Annotated in this window: 15 protein-coding genes, 1 tRNA gene and 2 riboswitches; of the genes, 8 read left to right on the top strand and 8 right to left on the bottom strand. The window is 52.0% G+C overall.

Features of this window, described 5'->3' with window-relative positions:
- Positions 1–106: 106 nt before the first annotated feature.
- From J2Z70_RS23770 to J2Z70_RS33755, 3 genes are all read right to left on the bottom strand, one after another.
- Entirely contained in the window at positions 107–1,621 is a 1,515-nt protein-coding gene (locus tag J2Z70_RS23770; RefSeq protein ID WP_342593050.1) for an HD domain-containing phosphohydrolase, read from the bottom strand.
- 515 nt (positions 1,622–2,136) lie between these two features.
- Positions 2,137–3,102 carry an alpha/beta hydrolase gene (locus J2Z70_RS23775; protein WP_209877418.1) on the bottom strand — a complete coding sequence of 322 codons (966 nt, stop codon included), beginning with the start codon at positions 3,100–3,102 and terminating at the stop codon, positions 2,137–2,139.
- A 487-nt stretch (positions 3,103–3,589) separates the two neighbouring features.
- The gene (locus tag J2Z70_RS33755; RefSeq protein WP_209877306.1) at positions 3,590–6,535 is read right to left on the bottom strand and encodes a choice-of-anchor A family protein; all 2,946 of its coding nucleotides are present in this window, start codon (positions 6,533–6,535) and stop codon (positions 3,590–3,592) included.
- 81 nt (positions 6,536–6,616) lie between these two features.
- A riboswitch (cyclic di-GMP riboswitch) is annotated at positions 6,617–6,709 on the bottom strand.
- 693 nt (positions 6,710–7,402) lie between these two features.
- Here J2Z70_RS33755 and J2Z70_RS23785 point away from each other — a divergent pair.
- Positions 7,403–7,765: a YhjD family protein gene (locus J2Z70_RS23785; RefSeq protein ID WP_209877307.1), complete on the top strand. Its 363-nt coding sequence runs from the start codon at positions 7,403–7,405 to the stop codon at positions 7,763–7,765.
- 362 nt (positions 7,766–8,127) lie between these two features.
- On the opposite strand, the gene J2Z70_RS23790 is transcribed toward J2Z70_RS23785, so the two are convergent.
- Entirely contained in the window at positions 8,128–8,550 is a 423-nt protein-coding gene (locus tag J2Z70_RS23790; RefSeq protein ID WP_209877308.1) for an ASCH domain-containing protein, read from the bottom strand.
- Positions 8,551–8,647: 97 nt separating this feature from the next.
- Here J2Z70_RS23790 and J2Z70_RS23795 point away from each other — a divergent pair, with 97 nt between their 5' ends.
- The 4 genes from J2Z70_RS23795 (at position 8,648) to J2Z70_RS23810 (ending at position 11,199) form a co-directional block, all read left to right on the top strand.
- The gene (locus J2Z70_RS23795; protein ID WP_209877309.1) at positions 8,648–9,403 is read left to right on the top strand and encodes a YukJ family protein; all 756 of its coding nucleotides are present in this window, start codon (positions 8,648–8,650) and stop codon (positions 9,401–9,403) included.
- A gap of 185 nt (positions 9,404–9,588) precedes the next feature.
- Positions 9,589–9,945, top strand: a complete 357-nt coding sequence (locus J2Z70_RS23800) for a hypothetical protein (protein ID WP_209877310.1) — start codon at positions 9,589–9,591, stop codon at positions 9,943–9,945.
- A gap of 138 nt (positions 9,946–10,083) precedes the next feature.
- A complete protein-coding gene (locus tag J2Z70_RS23805) occupies positions 10,084–10,629 on the top strand; it encodes a matrixin family metalloprotease (protein WP_209877312.1) in 546 nt (181 codons plus the stop codon).
- 15 nt (positions 10,630–10,644) lie between these two features.
- Entirely contained in the window at positions 10,645–11,199 is a 555-nt protein-coding gene (locus tag J2Z70_RS23810) for a hypothetical protein (protein WP_209877313.1), read from the top strand.
- A gap of 220 nt (positions 11,200–11,419) precedes the next feature.
- Here J2Z70_RS23810 and J2Z70_RS23815 read toward each other — a convergent pair.
- The 3 genes from J2Z70_RS23815 to J2Z70_RS23825 all read right to left on the bottom strand — a co-directional run bounded on the left by J2Z70_RS23815 (position 11,420) and on the right by J2Z70_RS23825 (position 12,715).
- Positions 11,420–11,491 (bottom strand) — tRNA-Thr (locus J2Z70_RS23815).
- Between the two features lie 88 nt (positions 11,492–11,579).
- Positions 11,580–12,359, bottom strand: a complete 780-nt coding sequence (locus tag J2Z70_RS23820; RefSeq protein WP_209877315.1) for a sugar phosphate isomerase/epimerase family protein — start codon at positions 12,357–12,359, stop codon at positions 11,580–11,582.
- Positions 12,360–12,406: 47 nt separating this feature from the next.
- A complete protein-coding gene (locus tag J2Z70_RS23825; RefSeq protein WP_036732667.1) occupies positions 12,407–12,715 on the bottom strand; it encodes an MTH1187 family thiamine-binding protein in 309 nt (102 codons plus the stop codon).
- Between the two features lie 341 nt (positions 12,716–13,056).
- A riboswitch (cobalamin riboswitch) is annotated at positions 13,057–13,287 on the top strand.
- 309 nt (positions 13,288–13,596) lie between these two features.
- On the opposite strand from J2Z70_RS23825, the gene J2Z70_RS23830 reads away from it, so the two are divergent.
- Together J2Z70_RS23830 and nrdG are read left to right on the top strand one after the other, a co-directional pair.
- Complete coding sequence (locus J2Z70_RS23830; protein WP_209877317.1) at positions 13,597–15,582, top strand: anaerobic ribonucleoside triphosphate reductase; 1,986 nt, start codon at positions 13,597–13,599, stop codon at positions 15,580–15,582.
- Positions 15,579–16,106 carry an anaerobic ribonucleoside-triphosphate reductase activating protein gene (gene nrdG, locus J2Z70_RS23835; protein WP_209877319.1) on the top strand — a complete coding sequence of 176 codons (528 nt, stop codon included), beginning with the start codon at positions 15,579–15,581 and terminating at the stop codon, positions 16,104–16,106. Before J2Z70_RS23830 ends, nrdG begins: the two co-directional genes overlap by 4 nt.
- Positions 16,107–16,198: 92 nt before the next feature.
- Here the strand turns inward: nrdG and ssuE are convergent, their stop codons facing one another.
- Positions 16,199–16,768 carry an NADPH-dependent FMN reductase gene (gene ssuE / locus J2Z70_RS23840; RefSeq protein ID WP_036732673.1) on the bottom strand — a complete coding sequence of 190 codons (570 nt, stop codon included), beginning with the start codon at positions 16,766–16,768 and terminating at the stop codon, positions 16,199–16,201.
- Between the two features lie 407 nt (positions 16,769–17,175).
- On the opposite strand from ssuE, the gene serS reads away from it, so the two are divergent.
- Complete coding sequence (gene serS, locus J2Z70_RS23845) at positions 17,176–18,456, top strand: serine--tRNA ligase (RefSeq protein WP_209877320.1); 1,281 nt, start codon at positions 17,176–17,178, stop codon at positions 18,454–18,456.
- Positions 18,457–18,990 lie beyond the last annotated feature (534 nt).

The following is an 18,990-nucleotide window of genomic DNA, read 5'->3' on the forward strand; positions in this document are numbered from 1 at the left end:
CCATGTCAGTTCACAAAATAGGCACGCAAAGCTGAAGCGGATCCTCCATAAACTGGATAGTATCCGCTTCGGCAAGGAATATAAGGATAATGCAATCATTTATGAATTACCCGGCTTGGACGGGCTGAGCACCCTTACGGGCTTCCGGATTCCGGCCGAAGTACCCCAGGAACAGTCCGGCGAATTGAGGGTCCCACTGACTCCCCCTGCCCTGCTCCAGAATATTCAGCGCCCGCTCATGGTCCATCCCTTTACGGTAAGGCCGGTCCGACGTCATCGCATCATAAGCATCTGCTACCGCAATAATCCGGCCATGCAGGGGGATATCCGTACCGGCAAGACCATCCGGGTAGCCGTGGCCGTCATAACGCTCATGATGCGAGCGGACGCCGCCCAGATAGGGTGCCATTTTGTCCGCCGGTTCAATCTGCCGCAGAATATTCTCCCCTAGCACAGTATGACTCTGAATCTGAAGGAATTCCTCATCTGTTAGGGCTCCTTCCTTGAAGAGGATGCTGTCTCTGACCCCGATCTTACCAATATCATGCAGCAGCGCCGACCTGCGCAGATCATCCAGCTCCTGCCCCCTCAGTCCGGCCAGCTGCCCGATAATTACCGAATACTCCGCTACACGGAGCGAGTGTCCTGCCGTATACGAATCGCGGGCGTCCAGCGCCACGGCAAGGGTGGAGAAGTAGCTGTCCAGCAGTTGGCGGCTCTGCTGCTCCCGGGCCTGCAGCCCCCGGACCATCATGTTAAAGCCTGCCACCAGCTTCGAGAACTCATCGGAGTACTCATCCTGCACCTGGATCAGATTGCCGTCCTTCACCTGGTTCATCGCCTGATACAGCTCATGGATCGGCTGCTGTACGCTGTTCGTCAGCAGCCAGGCCGCAATGGAGGAGAACAGCGTGCCGATCATCAGCACCATCCCCGCCCAGGCCCAGTAGCTCTGAAGTCCGACGACGACTATCGAATCCCCTTCACCGTTCATACGGATATGCGTGGCCATAATAAACAGGAACAGCGGGAAGGTGCCGATCAGCATACAGCTTACCAGGAATTTGGGGCGTATCGGCACGAACACATGGCCCTCCAGGGAAAAATCCACACCATACTGCTCCAGCGCACGGTTCCTGAATTCCTTGATCAGCGGAATAATGGAGGTGCAGGTCAGGAAGAATTCAATAAGGGAATGCATACAAGCCACAAGTACTGCGCAGCACATCGCCAGAATCAGATAGATATAAGGGAACGTAACCCAGCCCGTATGAATCATCCAGAACGTTAACAGCAGGGCCGGCACCGATAATCCGAGCAGATGTGGCCCCATAATCCGCTGTATGGCCCGTTTGGGCAGCTGGTGCGTGTGCAGATAAGCTTCCTCCAGCATAGACAATGCGGCATTCTCCTGAACCAGCGCAGCCCGTACGGGCCTGATCTGTCTGAGAAAGACAGTAATCTCAATAGAGGCCATTATTAAGAAAGAACAAGCAAGCACCAGCAAGAGGCGGTAATATTCAACCCGGCTGATCTCCAGGGAAGATAACATAAGCAGACTCCCGACCGCGAGTACCGCTACCGCTGAGCCGAAGATATAGTTCCGGATCTGATTTCTCAAAAAGCTTCTGTATAGTCTCATCTGTCCCCTCATCCCCGTCCGGCCTCAGCCCAATATACAGTTGCATTTATGTAAAGACCATGCTATAATAAAATAATATTTGTTTTCGAGTATGTTTATCCCCATCAAGAAGATGTCAGGCCGATGAATCACTTCTCTATATTATCGGCGGTTTGGACACAATATCTTACGTTTTCTTGCAGTACTTATCCCTTTTATGAGACTAAATTCGAACATAGCATTCCGATTCACACTGGCGCGGCCACGGAGCCGCAAGGACAAAAGAGAGGTAGGGCTTTTGTCGTATTGGAAGGATTATTCTCGCCACACGGCTGCTGGAAATAACAAGGAATAACGACACCCGTCTTGCTCACAGACGGCGGGGGATTAATATACCGATAAGACATGGATAGCTGCTTCTCTGTTCTTCAGGGAAAGGCTCCATGTGTGGAACATAATTAGCGCCCGATAACCGCTGTCAGCGGATATCGGGCGCGTCTACGTTCCAGGGGCTTTTATCTGACAGATTCAGCGGCAGCCGGGCTGTGTACATAGCGTTCCACGAATTCGCCTACCGTGCGGATATATGTGCTTTTATCCGTATCATAGGACAGACCATGCCCCGCTCCATGCACCACCAGTTGCTCCTTCGGATTCCGGCAGGCCTCATACAGCTCATTCATCATCGCATAAGGCACGAACTTATCCGCATCCCCGTGGATGAACAGAATCGGCACCTTGGCCTTGCGTACCTGCTTCAGCGCAGACGCCTCCCCGAAGGAATAACCGGCCTTCATCCGGGTCACCAGACTGGCCACCGGCACAAACGGGAAGCTCGGCAGATGGTACATCCGCTTCAGCTGATAGGACAGCTGGGCCTTGACCGAGGTATAACCGCAATCGGCGACAATCGCCTTGACCTGCGGAGGAAGCTCCTCGCCGGCCGTCATCAGCACCGTGGCTCCGCCCATAGATACACCATGCAGTACGATTTGCGCGTCCGGACCATTCTCCTGCAGGACGAATCCGATCCATTTCAGATAATCCCGGCGCTCCGGCCAGCCAAAGCCGATATAATCTCCTTCACTTTTCCCGTGTCCCCTGGCATCAGGCAGCAGCACATTGTACCCCAGGTTCTCATAATAGTTCTTGGCGGTCGCTCCCATATCCTTGGCCTTCCCGGAATACCCGTGGGCAACAATGACCGTCCGTCCGGCAGCACGCTCCGACGCCAGATAATAGCCTTGCAGCTTGAGCCCATCCTCAGAGACCAGTTCTACCTCACGGAAGGTCTGCCGGGACACCCACTCCGCTCCTTCTCCCCACGAGGCTCCGGCCACCGGCGGCGGATCGATCTTAAGGTCTGGGGTCTTGGCCAGGAATTCCTTAGGGGCCCGTTTAATGGCTACTCCATAAAAATAGAATCCGGCATACCCCACCCCTCCGGCCACCACGATCAGCACCACAAGCAGGTATATCATCCACATCAACGTTCCTCCTTCAGTAAGCAACCATATTAATTTGAGCCTAGTATAGCATGGGAGTACGGCCAACTAAAAATACGGCTGAGGCGCAAACTTCAACTCCATTGTACTCTGCAAGACTCTTGAAAGAAGCAGGTGGACTCTATTTAGCACACTCGCCTTCCCGCAGCAGATTGCATGTATGCTGTTTTCCACATACATTTGATCCGCTGACTCTCTCATCGGCACATTGTATATTGTTTTTCGCATACATTTGGTCCGCTGACTCTCTCATCGGCACAGATTGTATGTTGTTTTTCGCATACATTTGGTCCGCTGACTCTCTCACCGGCACATTGTATGTTGTTTTTCGCATACATTCTGTATCCATGCACTTATTTCCAACGAAAAAAAGAGCTACTTCCAGGAGAACGTATTCTCCGAAAGCAGCCCTTGTCAAATCACAGAATCATCGTTTGTTTGTATAAATCTCAGTTCGGGTCACTCACTTACGTTTGCTGTTTCTGGTGGTTCTTCTAAGAATCAAGCCCAGACCAGCGAGTGCCAAACCGGCAAAATAATAAGGCGCAGGACTGGATTCGCCCGTCTTCGGCAAGGTTCCATCCACAGGCACACCGCCTAGAGGAACCTCATCATCAATAAGGACTACATCGGGTGCCGGTTCTGCTGAAGGCGTTGGCTCCGGTGTTGCTGCTATTGGCGCAACCGCAACAGCCGGTGTCGGCGTCGGCACTGTTGTAGCTATTGGAGTTGCTACAGGTCCAAGCGGCAGCGGATCATCATTCACAACCACATCATTGCTCACGATAAATCCGATAATCGGAGTCGGCGTAGGCACTGGAGGGAAACTGAACGGCGGCGATGTTGGCGCTGGCGTTGTTACTGGTGTTGGATCTGGTGTCGGCGTCGGCGTTGGTGTCGGCTCTGGTGTCGGTGTCGGCGTTGGTGTCGGCGTTGGTGTCGGCGTCGGCGTTGGTGTCGGCTCTACCGTCGGTGTTGGTGTCGGCTCTGGTGTCGGCGTTGGCGTCGGCTCTACCGTCGGTGTCGGTGTTGGCTCTACCGTCGGTGTTGGTGTTGGTGTTGGCTCTGCCGTCGGTGTTGGTGTCGGCTCTGCCGTTGGCGTTGGTGTTGGTTCTACCGTCGGTGTTGGTGTCGGCTCTGCCGTTGGCGTTGGTGTCGGCTCTACCGTCGGTGTTGGTGTCGGTTCTGCCGTTGGCGTTGGTGTTGGCTCTGCCGTTGGCGTTGGTGTCGGTTCTACCGTCGGTGTTGGTGTCGGTACCGCCGTCGGCGTTGGTGTCGGCTCTACCGTCGGCGTTGGTGTCGGCTCTACCGTCGGTGTTGGTGTTGGTTCTACCGTCGGCGTTGGTGTCGGTACCGCCGTTGGCGTTGGTGTCGGCTCTGCCGTTGGTGTTGGTGTCGGTGTTGGTTCTACCGTCGGTGTTGGTGTTGGCTCTGCCGTCGGTGTTGGTGTCGGCTCTGCCGTTGGCGTTGGTGTTGGTTCTACCGTCGGTGTTGGTGTTGGCTCAGCTGTTGGCGTTGGTGTCGGTACTGCCGTTGGCGTTGGTGTCGGTTCTGCCGTTGGCGTCGGTGTCGGCTCTGCCGTCGGTGTTGGTGTCGGCTCTGCCGTTGGCGTTGGTGTCGGTCCCGCTGTTGGCGTCGGTGTCGGTACTGCCGTTGGCGTTGGTGTCGGTTCTGCCGTTGGCGTTGGTGTTGGTTCTACCGTCGGTGTTGGTGTCGGTTCTGCCGTTGGCGTTGGTGTCGGTACTGCTGTTGGCGTTGGTGTCGGTACTGCCGTTGGTGTTGGTGTCGGTTCTGCCGTTGGCGTTGGTGTCGGTACTGCCGTTGGCGTTGGTGTCGGTACTGCCGTTGGCGTTGGTGTCGGTACTGCTGTTGGCGTTGGTGTCGGCACCGCTGTTGGTGTCGGTGTTGGCTTCACCGTTGGCGTTGGTGTCGGCTTCACGGTCGGCGTTGGTGTTGGCTTCAAGGTCGGCGTTGGTGTCGGCTTCACAGTCGGCGTTGGTGTTGGCTTCACAGTCGGCGTTGGTGTCGGCTTCACGGTCGGCGTTGGTGTTGGCTTCACGGTCGGTGTCGGCTTCACGGTCGGCGTTGGTGTTGGCTTCACGGTCGGTGTCGGCTTCACGGTCGGCGTTGGTGTTGGCTTCACGGTCGGCGTTGGTGTCGGCTTCACCGTTGGCGTTGGTGTCGGTTTTACAGTCGGTGTTGGCTTTGGAGTTGGAGTGCACACAGGTGTAGGTGACGGTTTTATGGTCGGTGTTGGCTTCACAGTTGGAGTCGGCGTTACCGTCGGTGTTGGTTTCACTGTAGGTGTAGGCGTTACCGTCGGTGTTGGCTTCACTGTAGGTGTAGGCGTTACCGTCGGCGTTGGCTTCACTGTAGGTGTAGGCGTTACCGTTGGTGTTGGTTTCACAGTCGGTGTTGGCGTTACCGTTGGTGTTGGTTTCACAGTCGGTGTTGGCGTTACCGTTGGTGTTGGTTTCACAGTCGGCGTTGGTGTCGGTGATGGACTAGGTGTCGGCGTTGCGGTCGGCGTCGGACTCGGCGGCGGCCCCTCTCCCTCGTACAATCCCAGGTGCATCTCAACCCCGCCGCTAAAAGATTTTGCAATCAGAGTCCCGTACAGCTCTGCTCCGGCATAATGAACATCCGCTCTAGGTGCGAGGATCGTCCCGAAGAATGAGGTATAAGCGATATTCACCTCAGAAGCTTCGTAAAAGTTGAACAATACCTGACTGGCTCTGCCGTTATTCATTGCAAAGCTCGGCACATTGACTGTAGACCCGCTTATATTAATAATCAGCGTAGCGTTCTGTGCAATGTTGAATTCGATATAGTTGGTCTTCGCCAGTGTCGAGGCATCCAAATGAACTACATTGAAACGATCCGGTGCACTTATCTTGAGCTGTCCATAATTGTTATTGCCGATCTCATTCGTGTCAGCCAAGGCCCCATACTCTGTGGAACGGGAGATCAGAGCTTGCTGCTCGGCTGCAAAATCAATCGGGCTGGCATTTTTCTTCCCGCCTTTGATGTTGACACCAGGCTCATTGGCTGTAAAGCTATCCCCAAATACCACATTTCCATAGATCTCTCCACTGCCTGAATGTACAAAATTCTTACCGGCCACAAGTACATCCGTCGGCGAAGCATCCCTGTACGCCCTAGCTACTCCGTAACCTCCGGAGAGGGTAATGTCCCCCGCCGCTGCCAGGCGGCCTTCAATCTGATCATTGGCTTGTTTAAAATCCCCGAGGATAAAAGCATTAAAATTCCCTGCGACCCCCAAAACCGGTGTTGGCGTATACGGCACCCCTGAAGCTGCTCTGACATCCGTACCCCACGTAAAAGCACTGGATACGGTCAATAGGCCCGCCATAATGATGGCGGCTGTTTTACGTACTCCTTTTTTCAATAGTCCACACCTCCTAGTTACTATTCTATGAATCTGTCACGCGACTATAACAACAAAAAGACCGCCACGAAGGGTTAGCTTCACGGCGGCCGGACGACCCTAGCCTCAACTTTAGAGACAGTAGATTCCTGACTTTGCGTCCCGTTCTTTCGATACGGTTTGCGTTTGTACATGATTTCGGTATGCAATTGAGATTTGCTTATGTAAGATCATTGTTGAGTCTATGACATTTGTTACTTTTGTACTAATTTCAGTTTATCCGCTCCCCCACCCTATTGTCAATCCACTCCCAGTATATTTTTTGAAATTATTTTTTACGATGGTTGCTCATTGATCCCTTGTACCATAAGGGTTCAGGGGCGAGTCTCTTTTTTATCTACTGACGAAAAAAGTCGAGAAATCAGAGGATTGGCTATAGCCGTTTGTCTCTCTTTTCTATAATACTATCAATTTATATCATTTAAATTTGATGCATTCGTCCTATTTTATCGCCCTCAGCCCAGCTCCAAAAAAAGTGCCGCCCATAGGGACGACACCTGCTAATAGACTTCATATATTTTGAATAAAATGTCGCCTAGGCAGACCCGAACAGCTGAACCCAGCCAATCATCGATACCCAGAGCGGAACACTTAGAATGATCCCGAATACCAAACCACGGCGGAGGCTTCCTTCATGACTCATTGCCATTCTCCTTTGAGCTGATTTATTTATCAATCTTTAATATTTCAATTTTAATATAAAATAATTCATCTTATTTTTTTGTGAAATATATCACATTATTTGAGTTAATTTATAAAACCCATTGATTATTTTTTGAAGGATGAGTTACAATGCGAATATACGTTCTCTTTGAGGGGTTGAGAAGGATGCAAAGAGCAGAGAGCCAGGATAACCTGCTGGTCAAATCCTATATTTTGCTGCCGCTTATTCTATCCGCCTTCGAGCGCGATGCTTCTGCTATAGCCTCTGAGCTGCGCACGCCTGCACCTTATCTGGAGGTAATCCAGTCGGCCGCTCATGCCGCTTCTGCCGATCTGCGGGAGGTCCGTGCCGGAATGCGCGCCCGTGGTCTGAAGGTCTATGAGCAGCAGCGGCTGGAGACGGGTGTTGAAGCCAAATTTGTCTGCAGGGGCTATCACGAACGGATGCTGCTGCTGGATGATGTAATTGCCGCCCAGGCCACTCTGCATATGCGCAGATATCTGGGTATGAAGATGGAGCAGCACTAACAAAGAAGCCTGCCGCAAGCGGCAGACTTCTGCATTAAATGATCGCCCGGATGCGGCTACATTAACAACGTCCAATACCCCAATGTGCCGCATATCACCACCACAGCTACCGGGTACAGGATTCTCCGGCTTACCTGATCCCTGAACGCAAGAAACAAACAAAGCATACAAAGCCATGCAATTAGAAGGCTTCCCATCTATTATGCATACGCTCCTTCCCGGCATTTCTGCCCCTCTCCAGCGGTAGACCGCCTCAGAGCACAAATCTCCTTATATATAGGAAGATTTCCCGCCGAATATCCCAATTATACCAGCTGACAGCCAATCTGGAGCAATTTTTCTTCACATTGCCGTCAAGAAATTCACAGTTCCTCTTCCAGCACCGGATATTCCCAGAAACCCAGACGTCCCTTAGCAGGTATGGGATGTACCAGCGGAACAACCTCCTCCAGCATCCAGGCATACCTTCCTTCGGCATAATTGCCGAATACATATTCATTGCCGCCCGGCCAGCCTTGCTGCGCAAGCTCCGGCGTCACCTCACAGCAATCCGCAATGCGGCTGACTGCAATGATCTTGCCGGTTGGCAGGTTGTCCGCAGTGTAACCGTAACGTGCCAGCAACGACTGATACGGCTCCGTCCGGCAGATCGCCTTATTCACCTGCATCCCGGCATGAATGGCTAACTCTCCCCGGTGGGCGGTCCGCCAGGTCCGGGTTTCGATTTGCTTTTCTCCCAGCGCAATTAACGTGGCCCACGGCTGGCGAATGGTTAGGCATTTCATAATGCAGCTTGCCTCCTCTGTTGAACACCTTTTACTTTAGAATTACTATGGCCTTCTATGGGAAACATTAATAGCTAAGAAGGGGGACTGACGAACTATGGGTAACGGATTAGATCAAGGGTACGGGGTATTAAAATGCAAATTATCCAATGAGAATACCATATATAAGCTAGGTGTCAAAAATAATCATGTCCAGGTACTGGTTGAGGTTGAAGGTGATATTAATAAAAAGTACAGGGTGGCTATCAATATCAGATCAAGCGCAAAAGCGGAACATTTACCGGAGGACACTGCAAATCAGGTGCTTTATTATGTGGGCGAAGATTTCAAAGCGGAAGAAACGGCCCGTTGGCTCACGCTTGAATCCGGCTTCACGAAGATCACCGGGCATAACCGGAGCCTTGCCCTTGATTATATCAGGGGAAACCTGGTGATTCCCAGTAAGATGGTAGCTCTGCCTAATACGAACCGGAATGAACCCGAAGACAGCGATCCCCGCAACAATCTTTATGACAAAATCACCTCTTATCTCAAGGAGGCACAGCAACAGGATGCAACCCTGTACGTATTCGGCGAGCCTTGGGGACCCGAAGAGGATAAGCCCGATAAGTACTTCGGCTTCTCCCCTGGGCAGGGCGTTCATAATATTCATATGAACCAAGGCAATGCGGGCGGGTACGCCAGAGAAAATGGCACATGGCAAGACGGCGGCGTCCTTATTCATTTCGAGAATGAACACAGATGGGTGGCTATCTTCCTGGCCTTCCAATCCCAATCCTGGTGTACTAACGACCAGGGAGATGCCACCAAGCCGGTTAGTGAATGCGGTCATACTAGTATCGGAGGCAAATAAAAAATGCGGTCGTAATAATAATCCGGTGTGTGAGTACTTTTCTCATAAGAACTCCTGCTATCTAATATTAATATGGTTTGAATGAAACAACAGAGCATTTAGGAAAACATTACGATATTTTATTTAAATTTTGTAAATATTTATGTTAATATATAGATGACTACTATACGGAAGGAGTCGTTTTCATGAAAAATGTACTCTCTGTAATTTTCGCATTTTCACTTTTGGTTACCGTAGTGGGTTGTAGTTCAACTTCTAAACAAAACTCTAGTGGTGACTGGTCTTCACTTTTTGTTGTATGGAATGGGGATATGTATACTTTCGATAATCAAACTTTAGATTCTGTCGATGAGCAGATTGGTGAAATTGAAGAATTTTCCGATAATGAAGCAACAATTTTCTCTTCAAAAATATTCTCTAATAAATATATCGTGGGAACGAAAATATTTAAAATAAAGGAAGTTGACCCAGAGGAATCAATCGCAGTTGAATATAATGGTAAGTACTATAAGGGGAATAATGCAGGTAAATATGGATCATAATCAACAGGCCAATGGAATCAATTATAGTCCCATTGGCCTGTTTTTTGTTTTATCACTTCATAAATATTGACAATTTTAAATATTTAGATTTAAAATAAAATACATATTTAGAAAATTTTATAATAAGGAGGAGTAAGGATGAAATTCAAAAGAATATTTATGTTAGCGTTTTCCGCCTTATTGTTTTCTTCAATGCTAATGATTAATTCTTCTACCTATGCTTGGAATGCACTTGGTGGTAAGTACCCCGGTTCAAGAGTTGGTTTCGTATATCAAGGAACTTCAGCAACATATAATTTAGCTACAGCTTCAGGTGTTGCAGCATGGAGAGACTCAGGTGCTGGTGTAGTCTTTAGTGGAGGAAGTCCAGGCGGGACAAATGTAATGATTTTCAGTCAAGACAATTACGGTAAAAATATCGGTTGGAATGCCCGATGTGCAAATAAACCAGTCCATACTTCAGGCATTTACACTAGATCATTTATTGACTTTAATACAAGTACTATGGATGACATGACTAACAGTCAAAGACAAGGAGTCTCTGCTCACGAGATAGGACATGCTCTTGGATTAGATCATGTATCAGATACAACTCAAATTATGTGTACTTGGGGTGGCGGCAGAACTGCTATAGTTCCAGGTGCAGATGACAAAAATGGTATATTTGCTATTTATGCGATATGAGAAAGGGTGATATCTATGATAAATAAAAGATTTTCAAAGACACTAATGCTAGCCATTTCCTCTTTAATTTTAATTGGAGGATTGGGTTATACTTTTTACCATTCTGAAGCATCTAAATCTACTAAGAATGTAACAATGCATTTTGACTTAACCGAAAGTTTCGATTCTGCCGATAGCCTTGAGAAAAGTGCTCCTGTTATCGCAAAAGTTAAGGTAAATACGGCAAAAAGTTTTGATTATGGGAATATAGTATTCACCTTATCTGATGCAGAAATCCAAAAAATATATAAAGGAAACCTTACTAACAACACAGCAATCAATATTTTAGAAACTGGTGGTACTGGCGAGGATGGATTAAATTATTCGGTTGAAGGCAATGCTGTATTTTCTAAAGGTGACGAAGCTATTGTTTATCTCGAAAAGTATGTGGGTCCAGTTGCAGAGGATGCTTATGTAATTAAAGGAGTTTATGAAGGGAAATTCCGTCTTGAGGGAGAGCGCATAATACCACCAGAAGAGTCGCGAGGAAATTTAGAACAGGTGACTTCTATTAGCGATTTGAACCTATAATAATATCAACGATTCTCAAATTTCTCTAAAGTTTCAAATGTTAAAAAAGGAGCAATTCTCGTTATTAGAGAATCGTTCTTTTTTGTTTTTTGTGGAAGAGGGCAAAACAACCACTTTACTCGAGTAAAGGTTAGAAGAATGGTAGATGTTGATGCTTGCATAGAAAAAAGGCGCAGTTCCAAAAAACCGGAAACCCGCGCCACTATCGACTTTGTAAGAATGCTGGTGAAGGGAATTGAACCCCCGGCCTACGCATTACGAGTGCGTTGCTCTACCCCTGAGCTACACCAGCGAACAGACTTTGCTGTCCTGCCAAACACAAAATATTATAACTCTTCCAGCGGAAAACGCAACCCTTTTTTCCGCTGGATACTGTGTCATCAGCCCTGCATCAGCCCTAGCCCGCGGAAATAATCCAGTGCGAGCTTAGCGCTCTCAAGAGAAGATACCTCATATGCCTCTTGCTCCACAATATAATAGAGAATTCCGCTCTGCTCCGCGATCTCGAAGACGCTCCGGAAATCGACCTCTCCCTTTCCGAGATCGGTCTCCTCATTGTCTGCTCCGAAGTCCTTAATGTGAACCAGCGGAACACGGCCGGCGTACCGTGACACATAATCAACGGGCCGGGCTCCACCCCTGTATACCCATCCCAGATCAAACTCAGCCAGCATATGCTCGGCAGGAATCTGCTCCAGCCAGATATCGATGACCGCCTTGCCGTCAACCTCTTTGAATTCATAATCATGGTTGTGGTAGCCGTACTGCATCCCCGCCGCCCGGACCATCGCGGAAGCCTTCTCCAGGAATGGAATGATTCTCGTTACATCCTCTATGGAAGGGTTCGGCGGAAGCGGTGCCGACGGGGTGATCATATATTGCAGTCCGAGCTCTACACCGTATTCAATCTCTTTGGCTAATGCCTGTTCCATCTTATCCAGACTGCTGAAGTCCAGGCCTACATGCGCCGAAGGGGCCGCCAGGCCAAGTTCATCCAGCTTACGGCGCAGTTCCCCTGCAGATACACCGAAATAACCGGCGAATTCCACTGCCCGGTACCCCATCTCTGCCACCTTGGCCAGTGTGCCGAGGAAATCGCGTTCCGTCTGGTCACGCAGTGTATACATTTGAATTCCGATCTGCTGTGCTGCTTCTGTCATTAAGAATCCGCTCCTTATCGGTTGATTCTGATTAGATACTATTGTGGTTACTCCCCCTGCAGCTTGCGCTCCACAGATTCCAGCTTGCTGCGGCTGGTCGAGGTCTTGTCGCGCCGGTCATCGATCTTGAGCGAGGTGGAGACTCTCTGTGCCCCGGCGGTAAACGGCGACTCATGCAGCGCTTCTACCGCAGCCAGAATCCGCGCTACCGGCCCCTCAATAATTGTACCCATAGAAGTTAGCTCATAGGTAATGCCCTCCACCGTCTGCAGCACGCGCTGCATCTCGGCCACATAGCTGCTGAGACTGGTGCTGCCTGTCCCGATCGGAATAACGGTCACTTCGCCAATTGCCATTGTGATCTCCCTCCTAATGATCTGGTGTGCCTGAGTCTCTGATTTATCCTCTTATTGTAACGCTTCGCCAGGCTTGCTACAAATCACCTGCACCCTCTCCATTCTATTAATATCCGTCAAAATGATTACCAGGATTAGACGCACTCTATTTATGGATTCTTTGTGGCGTATTTTCGGAGATTTTATGAAAAATTCACGGCAGATTCATAGGAAAGTTGTGGATTACCTGTGGACTAACTGTGGATCAGCTGTGAGTAAAAGCGCCGAACCCGCTCCCCGTGCGGGATTGCAAAAAAACATTTACAAACACAATATATTGCGGTAGCTTTAATAGATAACAACAAAATATAGTAGAAACGGGTGTTTCACCCCTTGTAATAGAGGTGCGACTTAATAGGGAAGCGCGGTGCAAAACCGCTGCGGTCCCGCCACTGTAACCGGATGCTCCCAGGGTGCGATGCCCAGGGCCGCATTCTCCGGCTAAATGCCACTAAGGGGCGGAATAAGCCCCCCGGGAAGGCGCCGGAGGAGTTGCCGGAAGCCAGGAGACCTGCCTGTTTCGGTGGCACCGCTTAGACTCCTGCGAGGAACAGGGGAGGTGTCCGTATGCGGCCTGCCATAGCAGAGTTAGCCTTCCGTCAATCGGGCCAGAGGCTGCCGATACCTGAGGACGATCGTGGATTATCTTCAGGTATCGGCTCTGCGGAATGTACAAGAACGGGCGTAAGCTATTTGCCCAGTGTCTGCTCGTATATTCCACCCAGACCACAGGCAAACTTCCGCTTCCCGGATCTTTGCATCATGCATTCGGGCATTTCCGGCCTTCCCGGCCGGAGGTGCTTTTTTAACGCTTACAATACCCGAGAGGAGAGAGTTATATAATGACGCTGCTGGAGAAACGTTATAACGAAGGACAAGCTGCACAGGAGGATCTTTTGGAAGAGGTCATTCATCTGGGACGGGATATTATCGACAGCCGGGATCTGGATCTGCTGCGCGAGAACGCCAACCTGAACGGGGAGAGCTTCTCCGGCAAAATGAGCAAATTCGGCAGTGAATACTCCAAATGGTATGCCCGCAACTTCACCATGCCGCCGCAGCTGGTACAGGCTACCCTGGATAATGTCGTCTATGTGCATGACCTGGATCAATACGCCATCGGAACCACCAACTGCATCTTCATCCCGTTCGAACGGCTTCTCCGTGAAGGCTTCAACACCGGCAACGGCAGCGTACGGCCTCCCAACTCGATTATGACGGCGATGTCGCTGGTGGCGATTATTTTCCAGTCGCAGCAGAATGCGCAGTACGGCGGTGTGTCCGCCAACAAGCTGGATTATGATCTGGCTCCTTATGTGACCAAGTCCTTCTCCAAGCTCTTCCGCAAAGGTCTGGAGTATTTCGAGGAGAATGCAGAGGTTTCAGAACTTGGGGAGATTACGATGAGCCGCAGCGATCTGGCTGAGCAATATCCGCGCGCCTTCCGTTTTGCCCTGAAGGAGACGCAGAGCGAGACCCTGCAGGCCGCAGAGAGTATGGTACATAACCTGAATACGATGTCCAGCCGCTCCGGCGGCCAGATTCCTTTTACCAGCATCAACTACGGCACCTGCACCTCCCCGGAGGGCCAGCTTGTGATCAGCTCGCTGCTGACAGCCACGATGAACGGACTGGGCAGCGGGGAGACGCCGGTGTTCCCGATTCAGATCTTCAAATGCAAGCAAGGCATCAACCAGCAGCCGGGTGACCCTAACTATGAGCTGTTCCTGAAGGCAGCGGAGTGCTCGGCGCGCAGATTGTATCCGAACTTCGCCAACCTGGACGCTCCGCTGAACATGCAGTATTACGATCCTACTGACCCGGATACCGAGTTCGCTACGATGGGCTGCCGGACCCGTGTGCTCGGCGACCGCTTCGGACGCAACCATTGCTCCGGCAAAGGCAACTTGTCCTTCAATACGCTCAACCTGGTGCGTCTTGGACTGGCCCACGGCACGATAACCGGCCGCCGCCTGGCTGCTGATGAAGAAGGGTTCTTCGACGACCTGAATCACTATATGGATATTGCGCTGGACGGTCTGCTGCACCGCTTCCGTATCCAGGCTTCCCAGAAGGCCAAAGCCTCCGATTTCATGATGCGTGAAGGCGTCTGGGAGGGCGGCGAGCAGCTTGCCCCTGATGACAGCGTAGGCGAACTGCTGAAGCACGGCAGCCTGTCGCTGGGCTTCATCGGGATGGCAGAGTGCATGAAGGCCATGTACGGCAAGCACCACGGCGAAGATATGGAGATTCACGCCAAGGCTGTAGCCATTGTCCGCCACATGCGTGAATATTGCGACCGCAAGAGCGAGGAGCTTAACCTCAACATCACCTTGTTCGCAACACCGGCCGAAGGTCTCTCCGGCAAGTTCACCAAGATCGACCGCAAGGTGCTCGGTTCTATCCCTGGGGTAACCGACCGTGAATACTATACGAACTCGTTTCACATTCCGGTCTACCATGAACTGAGCGCAGCCAAGAAGATCAGCCTGGAAGCCCCGTTCCATGAATATTGCAACGCCGGAGCGATCTCCTATGTCGAGCTGAACGGCAATGCCCGGAGCAACCCTGCAGCCTTCGTCAAAATCATCAAATACGCGCTGGAGCAGGATATCAGCTACTTCAGCATCAACCATCCGATTGACCGCTGCTCCGGCTGCGGCTATGAAGGGGTCATCGGCACGAATTGCCCGACCTGCAATGCCCATGAGGATACCACGCATATCCGCCGTCTGCGCCGGGTTACCGGGTATCTGACCGGTGACTACCAGACCCGCTTCAATGCGGCCAAGCAAGCCGAGGTCCGGGACCGTGTTAAGCATCTATGAACATCTGCGGATATTACCCGGAGTCGATCAATGAAGGGGAAGGCCTGCGGGCTGTCCTCTTCATCAGCGGCTGCCGCCACCGCTGCCCGGGCTGCTTCAACCCGAAGACCTGGAACTTTAACTACGGGGAGGCCTTTACCCCGGAGCGCCGGCGGGAGATTATAGAGGAGATTGCAGGCAATCCGCTGCTGGACGGCTTGACGCTGGCGGGCGGGGACCCTTTTTTCTCGGCTGAGGAGGCTGCAGACTTCATACACGAGCTGCGCGCCGAGCTGCCGGGCTTCCCGGTCTGGATCTATACCGGCTATACGTACGAGGAGCTTACGGCTTCCCCGGGCTCTGCGGAATGGAAGCTGCTGGCCTTGTGCCAGGTCGTGATCGACGGACGGTTCGTCGAAGAGCTCAAAGACCTTACCCTCTCCTACCGGGGAAGCAGCAACCAGCGGATCATCGATATTCCGGCGAGTCTGGCGGGAGATACGGTGGTACTGTGGGAGCCGGAGCTGAGCTTTCAAGGAGTATAACTCCTAAATAGACAAAGGCACTAAACTCCCGCATCCGGGTGGTTTAGTGCCTTTTGATTGTACCGGGGGATGATCGGACCGGCAGCGTAACCTTATTCCGCGGCTCCTGTCTGTCCTGCCTTGCGCCCCACCTTATGCTCCGTCTCCTCCGCCAGCTCTTCCAGAACGCTGTTCAGGCGTAAACGCAGCTCTTCAGCCAGCTCAACTACGCCCTGGTCATTACGCACCGCCTGGGAGTCTACGGCGTAGACGCCGCCAAGAATGTAGCGGGCGCCAAGCACGGACAGTACCGGCTTCAGTGCATAGTCGATCGCCAGCAGATGTGCAAGACTTCCGCCCATGAAGAGCGGCAGGACGATTTTGCCGGCCAGCCCTTTTTGCGGCACCAGATCCAGGAAGGTCTTCAGTACTCCCGTGTAAGAAGCCTTATATACCGGACTGACTACGATTACCGCATCAGCTTCCGCTACGAGCCCATTCGCCTTGACGATGGCTTCGCTCTCGAATTTGGTATGGATCAGATCCTCCGCAGGCAGCTCCGCCACATTGATCCGCTCCACTTCATACCCGCGCTCCCGCAGGGCATTCTCTGCATACTCAATCACGGCATTGATCCGTGAGACCAGCGAGGGTGTTCCGTTAATTACGACTATTTTGGCCATTTCCGCACCTCTTCCGTCCGCATAATAGGATAAACCGGGCTGCTTCGCCGGGCATCAATACTTTAAATTAGTAATAATCCTAGCAGAGTACAAGGAATATTGTCAAACCCCTCTTATGCTTGCAAACCGCTGCCGCTCTGGTTATAATAAACGGCAAACCTATATCCCGACCAGGCCAACGACCGGCATCCAACCGCGAGGCGTCTGCGACCGGAGCAGCTTCCTGTTCCCTAAGTTTACCGGGTTTCGCCCGTTACCGCGAAGACCAAAGAGGGCCTGATTCCGCGCTGCTTAGCTGCTATACGCGAATGAGGTCAACCTGGGTGGCACCGCGAGCTGACGCTCCTCGTCCCATGGATGAGGGCGTTTTTTGCGTTTTTTTACCCACACTTAAGGAGCGGATGCAGATGTTGGATATGAATTGGATCAGGGAGAATGAGGACCTTGTACGGAAGACGGCCGAATGGAAAAGATTGAAGTTCCCCCTGGAGGAACTTCTGGAGTGGGATGACCGGCGGCGGGAGGTACGCCGGGCCACCGAGCAGCGGCGCGCGGAGCGCAACGCGCTGACGAAGGAGGTCGAGCGCCTGCTGCGCGGGGGCGACGTTTCGGGTGGCGAGCTGGCCAAGGAGCAGGTGCGGGTGATCAACGGCCAGCTGACTCTGCTGGAGGCGGAGCTTCTGGATGCGGAGCAGCGCTGCGGCGAGCTGCTGCTGCTCGCGCCGAATCCCGTGTCGGCGGATACGCCGATCGGGCCGGATGAGCGCGCGAATGTGGAGCTGCGGCGGCATGGCGCGCCGCCGGTTTTCGGGTTCCGCGCGCGGGACCATGTCGAGCTCGGAGAGCTGCACGACATCATCGACCTTCCGCGCGGTGTCAAAGCCGGAGGGCCCCGCAGCTATGTGCTGAAGGGGGCCGGGCTGCTGCTGCATCTTGCCGTGCAGCGGCTGGCCCTCGATGTGCTGATGCAGCGCGGCTTCACCCCGATGGATGTGCCCGTGATCGTCCGGCCGGAAGCGCTGGAGCGGACCGGGTTCTTCCCCGGCGGCCGGGACCAGACCTACGAGCTGACAGGCGAAAAGCGCTGGCTGGCCGGGACCTCGGAGGTGTCGCTGGTCTCTCTGTACAGCGATGAGATTCTGGAGCTGGATCAGCCGCTGCGGCTGGCCGGGATGTCGGCCTGCTTCCGCCGTGAGGTGGGTTCGGCCGGCCGCGATGTGCGCGGGCTGTACCGGGTCCACCAGTTCTCGAAGATCGAGCAGGTGGTCATGTGCAAGAACGATCCCGCAGAATCGGAGCAGATGCTCCAGGAGATTCTCGGCAATGCCGAGCATATTCTTCAGCTGCTGGAGCTGCCTTACCGGGTAGTCGCCGTCTGTAGCGGAGACATGGCGATGAAGACCCATAAGCAGTATGACATCGAGACCTGGATGCCGGGCAGAGAAGCTTACGGGGAGACCCACTCGGCTTCCAATCTGCTCGACTTCCAGGCCCGCCGCTCGGGCATCCGCTACCGTGATGAAGACGGGCGGCTGCAATACTGCCATACCTTGAACAACACAGCGGTCGCCACGCCGCGCATTCTGATTCCGCTGCTGGAGAACCACCAGCAGGAGGACGGATCGATCTATATCCCGCAGGCGCTTCGGCCTTATATGGGCGGGGCGGAGCGGATTGAAGCCAAGTAAAGTAACCTACCCTTTTTCATCGACTCCCCATCCGCCCACTTCTGAGGGCATCCGGCAAAATCAGGGGCAGCAGTGCCCCTGATTTTCCCCTCTTTGAGCTTCACCCTACTTCCGCACCCTCCCGCCAGCATATTGTATTCGGTTTTTCGCCTACATTCGCCCACGCACCCTCCCGCCAGCATATTGTATTCGGTTTTTCGCCTACATTCACCCGCGCACCCTCCCGCTAACACATTGTATTCGGTTTTTCGCCTACATCCAGCCCGCGCACTCTCCGTTTGTGTTGGATAAGGTGCGCATAGAAGAGTTGAAGGGGAAGTGGATCGATGACCATATTTTCTTTAACAACAAAAACAACAATAAACGGCACAACAAAAACAACAATAAACGGCGCTTCCCTCACTAAAGAGGGAGACGCCGTTTATTAGCATATAAATAACATATAGTTTACATGATTTTCAGAAAACATAGCTTATTTCATATAAATCACATTAAATTTTTATATATTTCAGTATTTCCAACCTTGAATTTATG

It is taken from the genome of Paenibacillus silagei (genome assembly GCF_017874735.1).
Taxonomy (GTDB): Bacteria; Bacillota; Bacilli; order Paenibacillales; family Paenibacillaceae; genus Paenibacillus_AQ; species Paenibacillus_AQ silagei.

Coding starts and splice junctions, on each gene's coding strand:
- J2Z70_RS23775 (WP_209877418.1), bottom strand. CDS start 3,102: ATGATATACCTGCTTGTGGTGCTGATCGTGGTGGCCGGAGGGGTGGGG.
- ssuE (WP_036732673.1), bottom strand. CDS start 16,768: ATGGCCAAAATAGTCGTAATTAACGGAACACCCTCGCTGGTCTCACGG.
- J2Z70_RS23795 (WP_209877309.1), top strand. CDS start 8,648: ATGGGTAACGGATTAGATCAAGGGTACGGGGTATTAAAATGCAAATTA.
- J2Z70_RS23820 (WP_209877315.1), bottom strand. CDS start 12,359: ATGACAGAAGCAGCACAGCAGATCGGAATTCAAATGTATACACTGCGT.
- J2Z70_RS23790 (WP_209877308.1), bottom strand. CDS start 8,550: ATGAAATGCCTAACCATTCGCCAGCCGTGGGCCACGTTAATTGCGCTG.
- J2Z70_RS23785 (WP_209877307.1), top strand. CDS start 7,403: ATGCAAAGAGCAGAGAGCCAGGATAACCTGCTGGTCAAATCCTATATT.
- J2Z70_RS23810 (WP_209877313.1), top strand. CDS start 10,645: ATGATAAATAAAAGATTTTCAAAGACACTAATGCTAGCCATTTCCTCT.
- J2Z70_RS23830 (WP_209877317.1), top strand. CDS start 13,597: ATGACGCTGCTGGAGAAACGTTATAACGAAGGACAAGCTGCACAGGAG.
- serS (WP_209877320.1), top strand. CDS start 17,176: ATGTTGGATATGAATTGGATCAGGGAGAATGAGGACCTTGTACGGAAG.
- J2Z70_RS23825 (WP_036732667.1), bottom strand. CDS start 12,715: ATGGCAATTGGCGAAGTGACCGTTATTCCGATCGGGACAGGCAGCACC.
- nrdG (WP_209877319.1), top strand. CDS start 15,579: ATGAACATCTGCGGATATTACCCGGAGTCGATCAATGAAGGGGAAGGC.
- J2Z70_RS23800 (WP_209877310.1), top strand. CDS start 9,589: ATGAAAAATGTACTCTCTGTAATTTTCGCATTTTCACTTTTGGTTACC.
- J2Z70_RS23805 (WP_209877312.1), top strand. CDS start 10,084: ATGAAATTCAAAAGAATATTTATGTTAGCGTTTTCCGCCTTATTGTTT.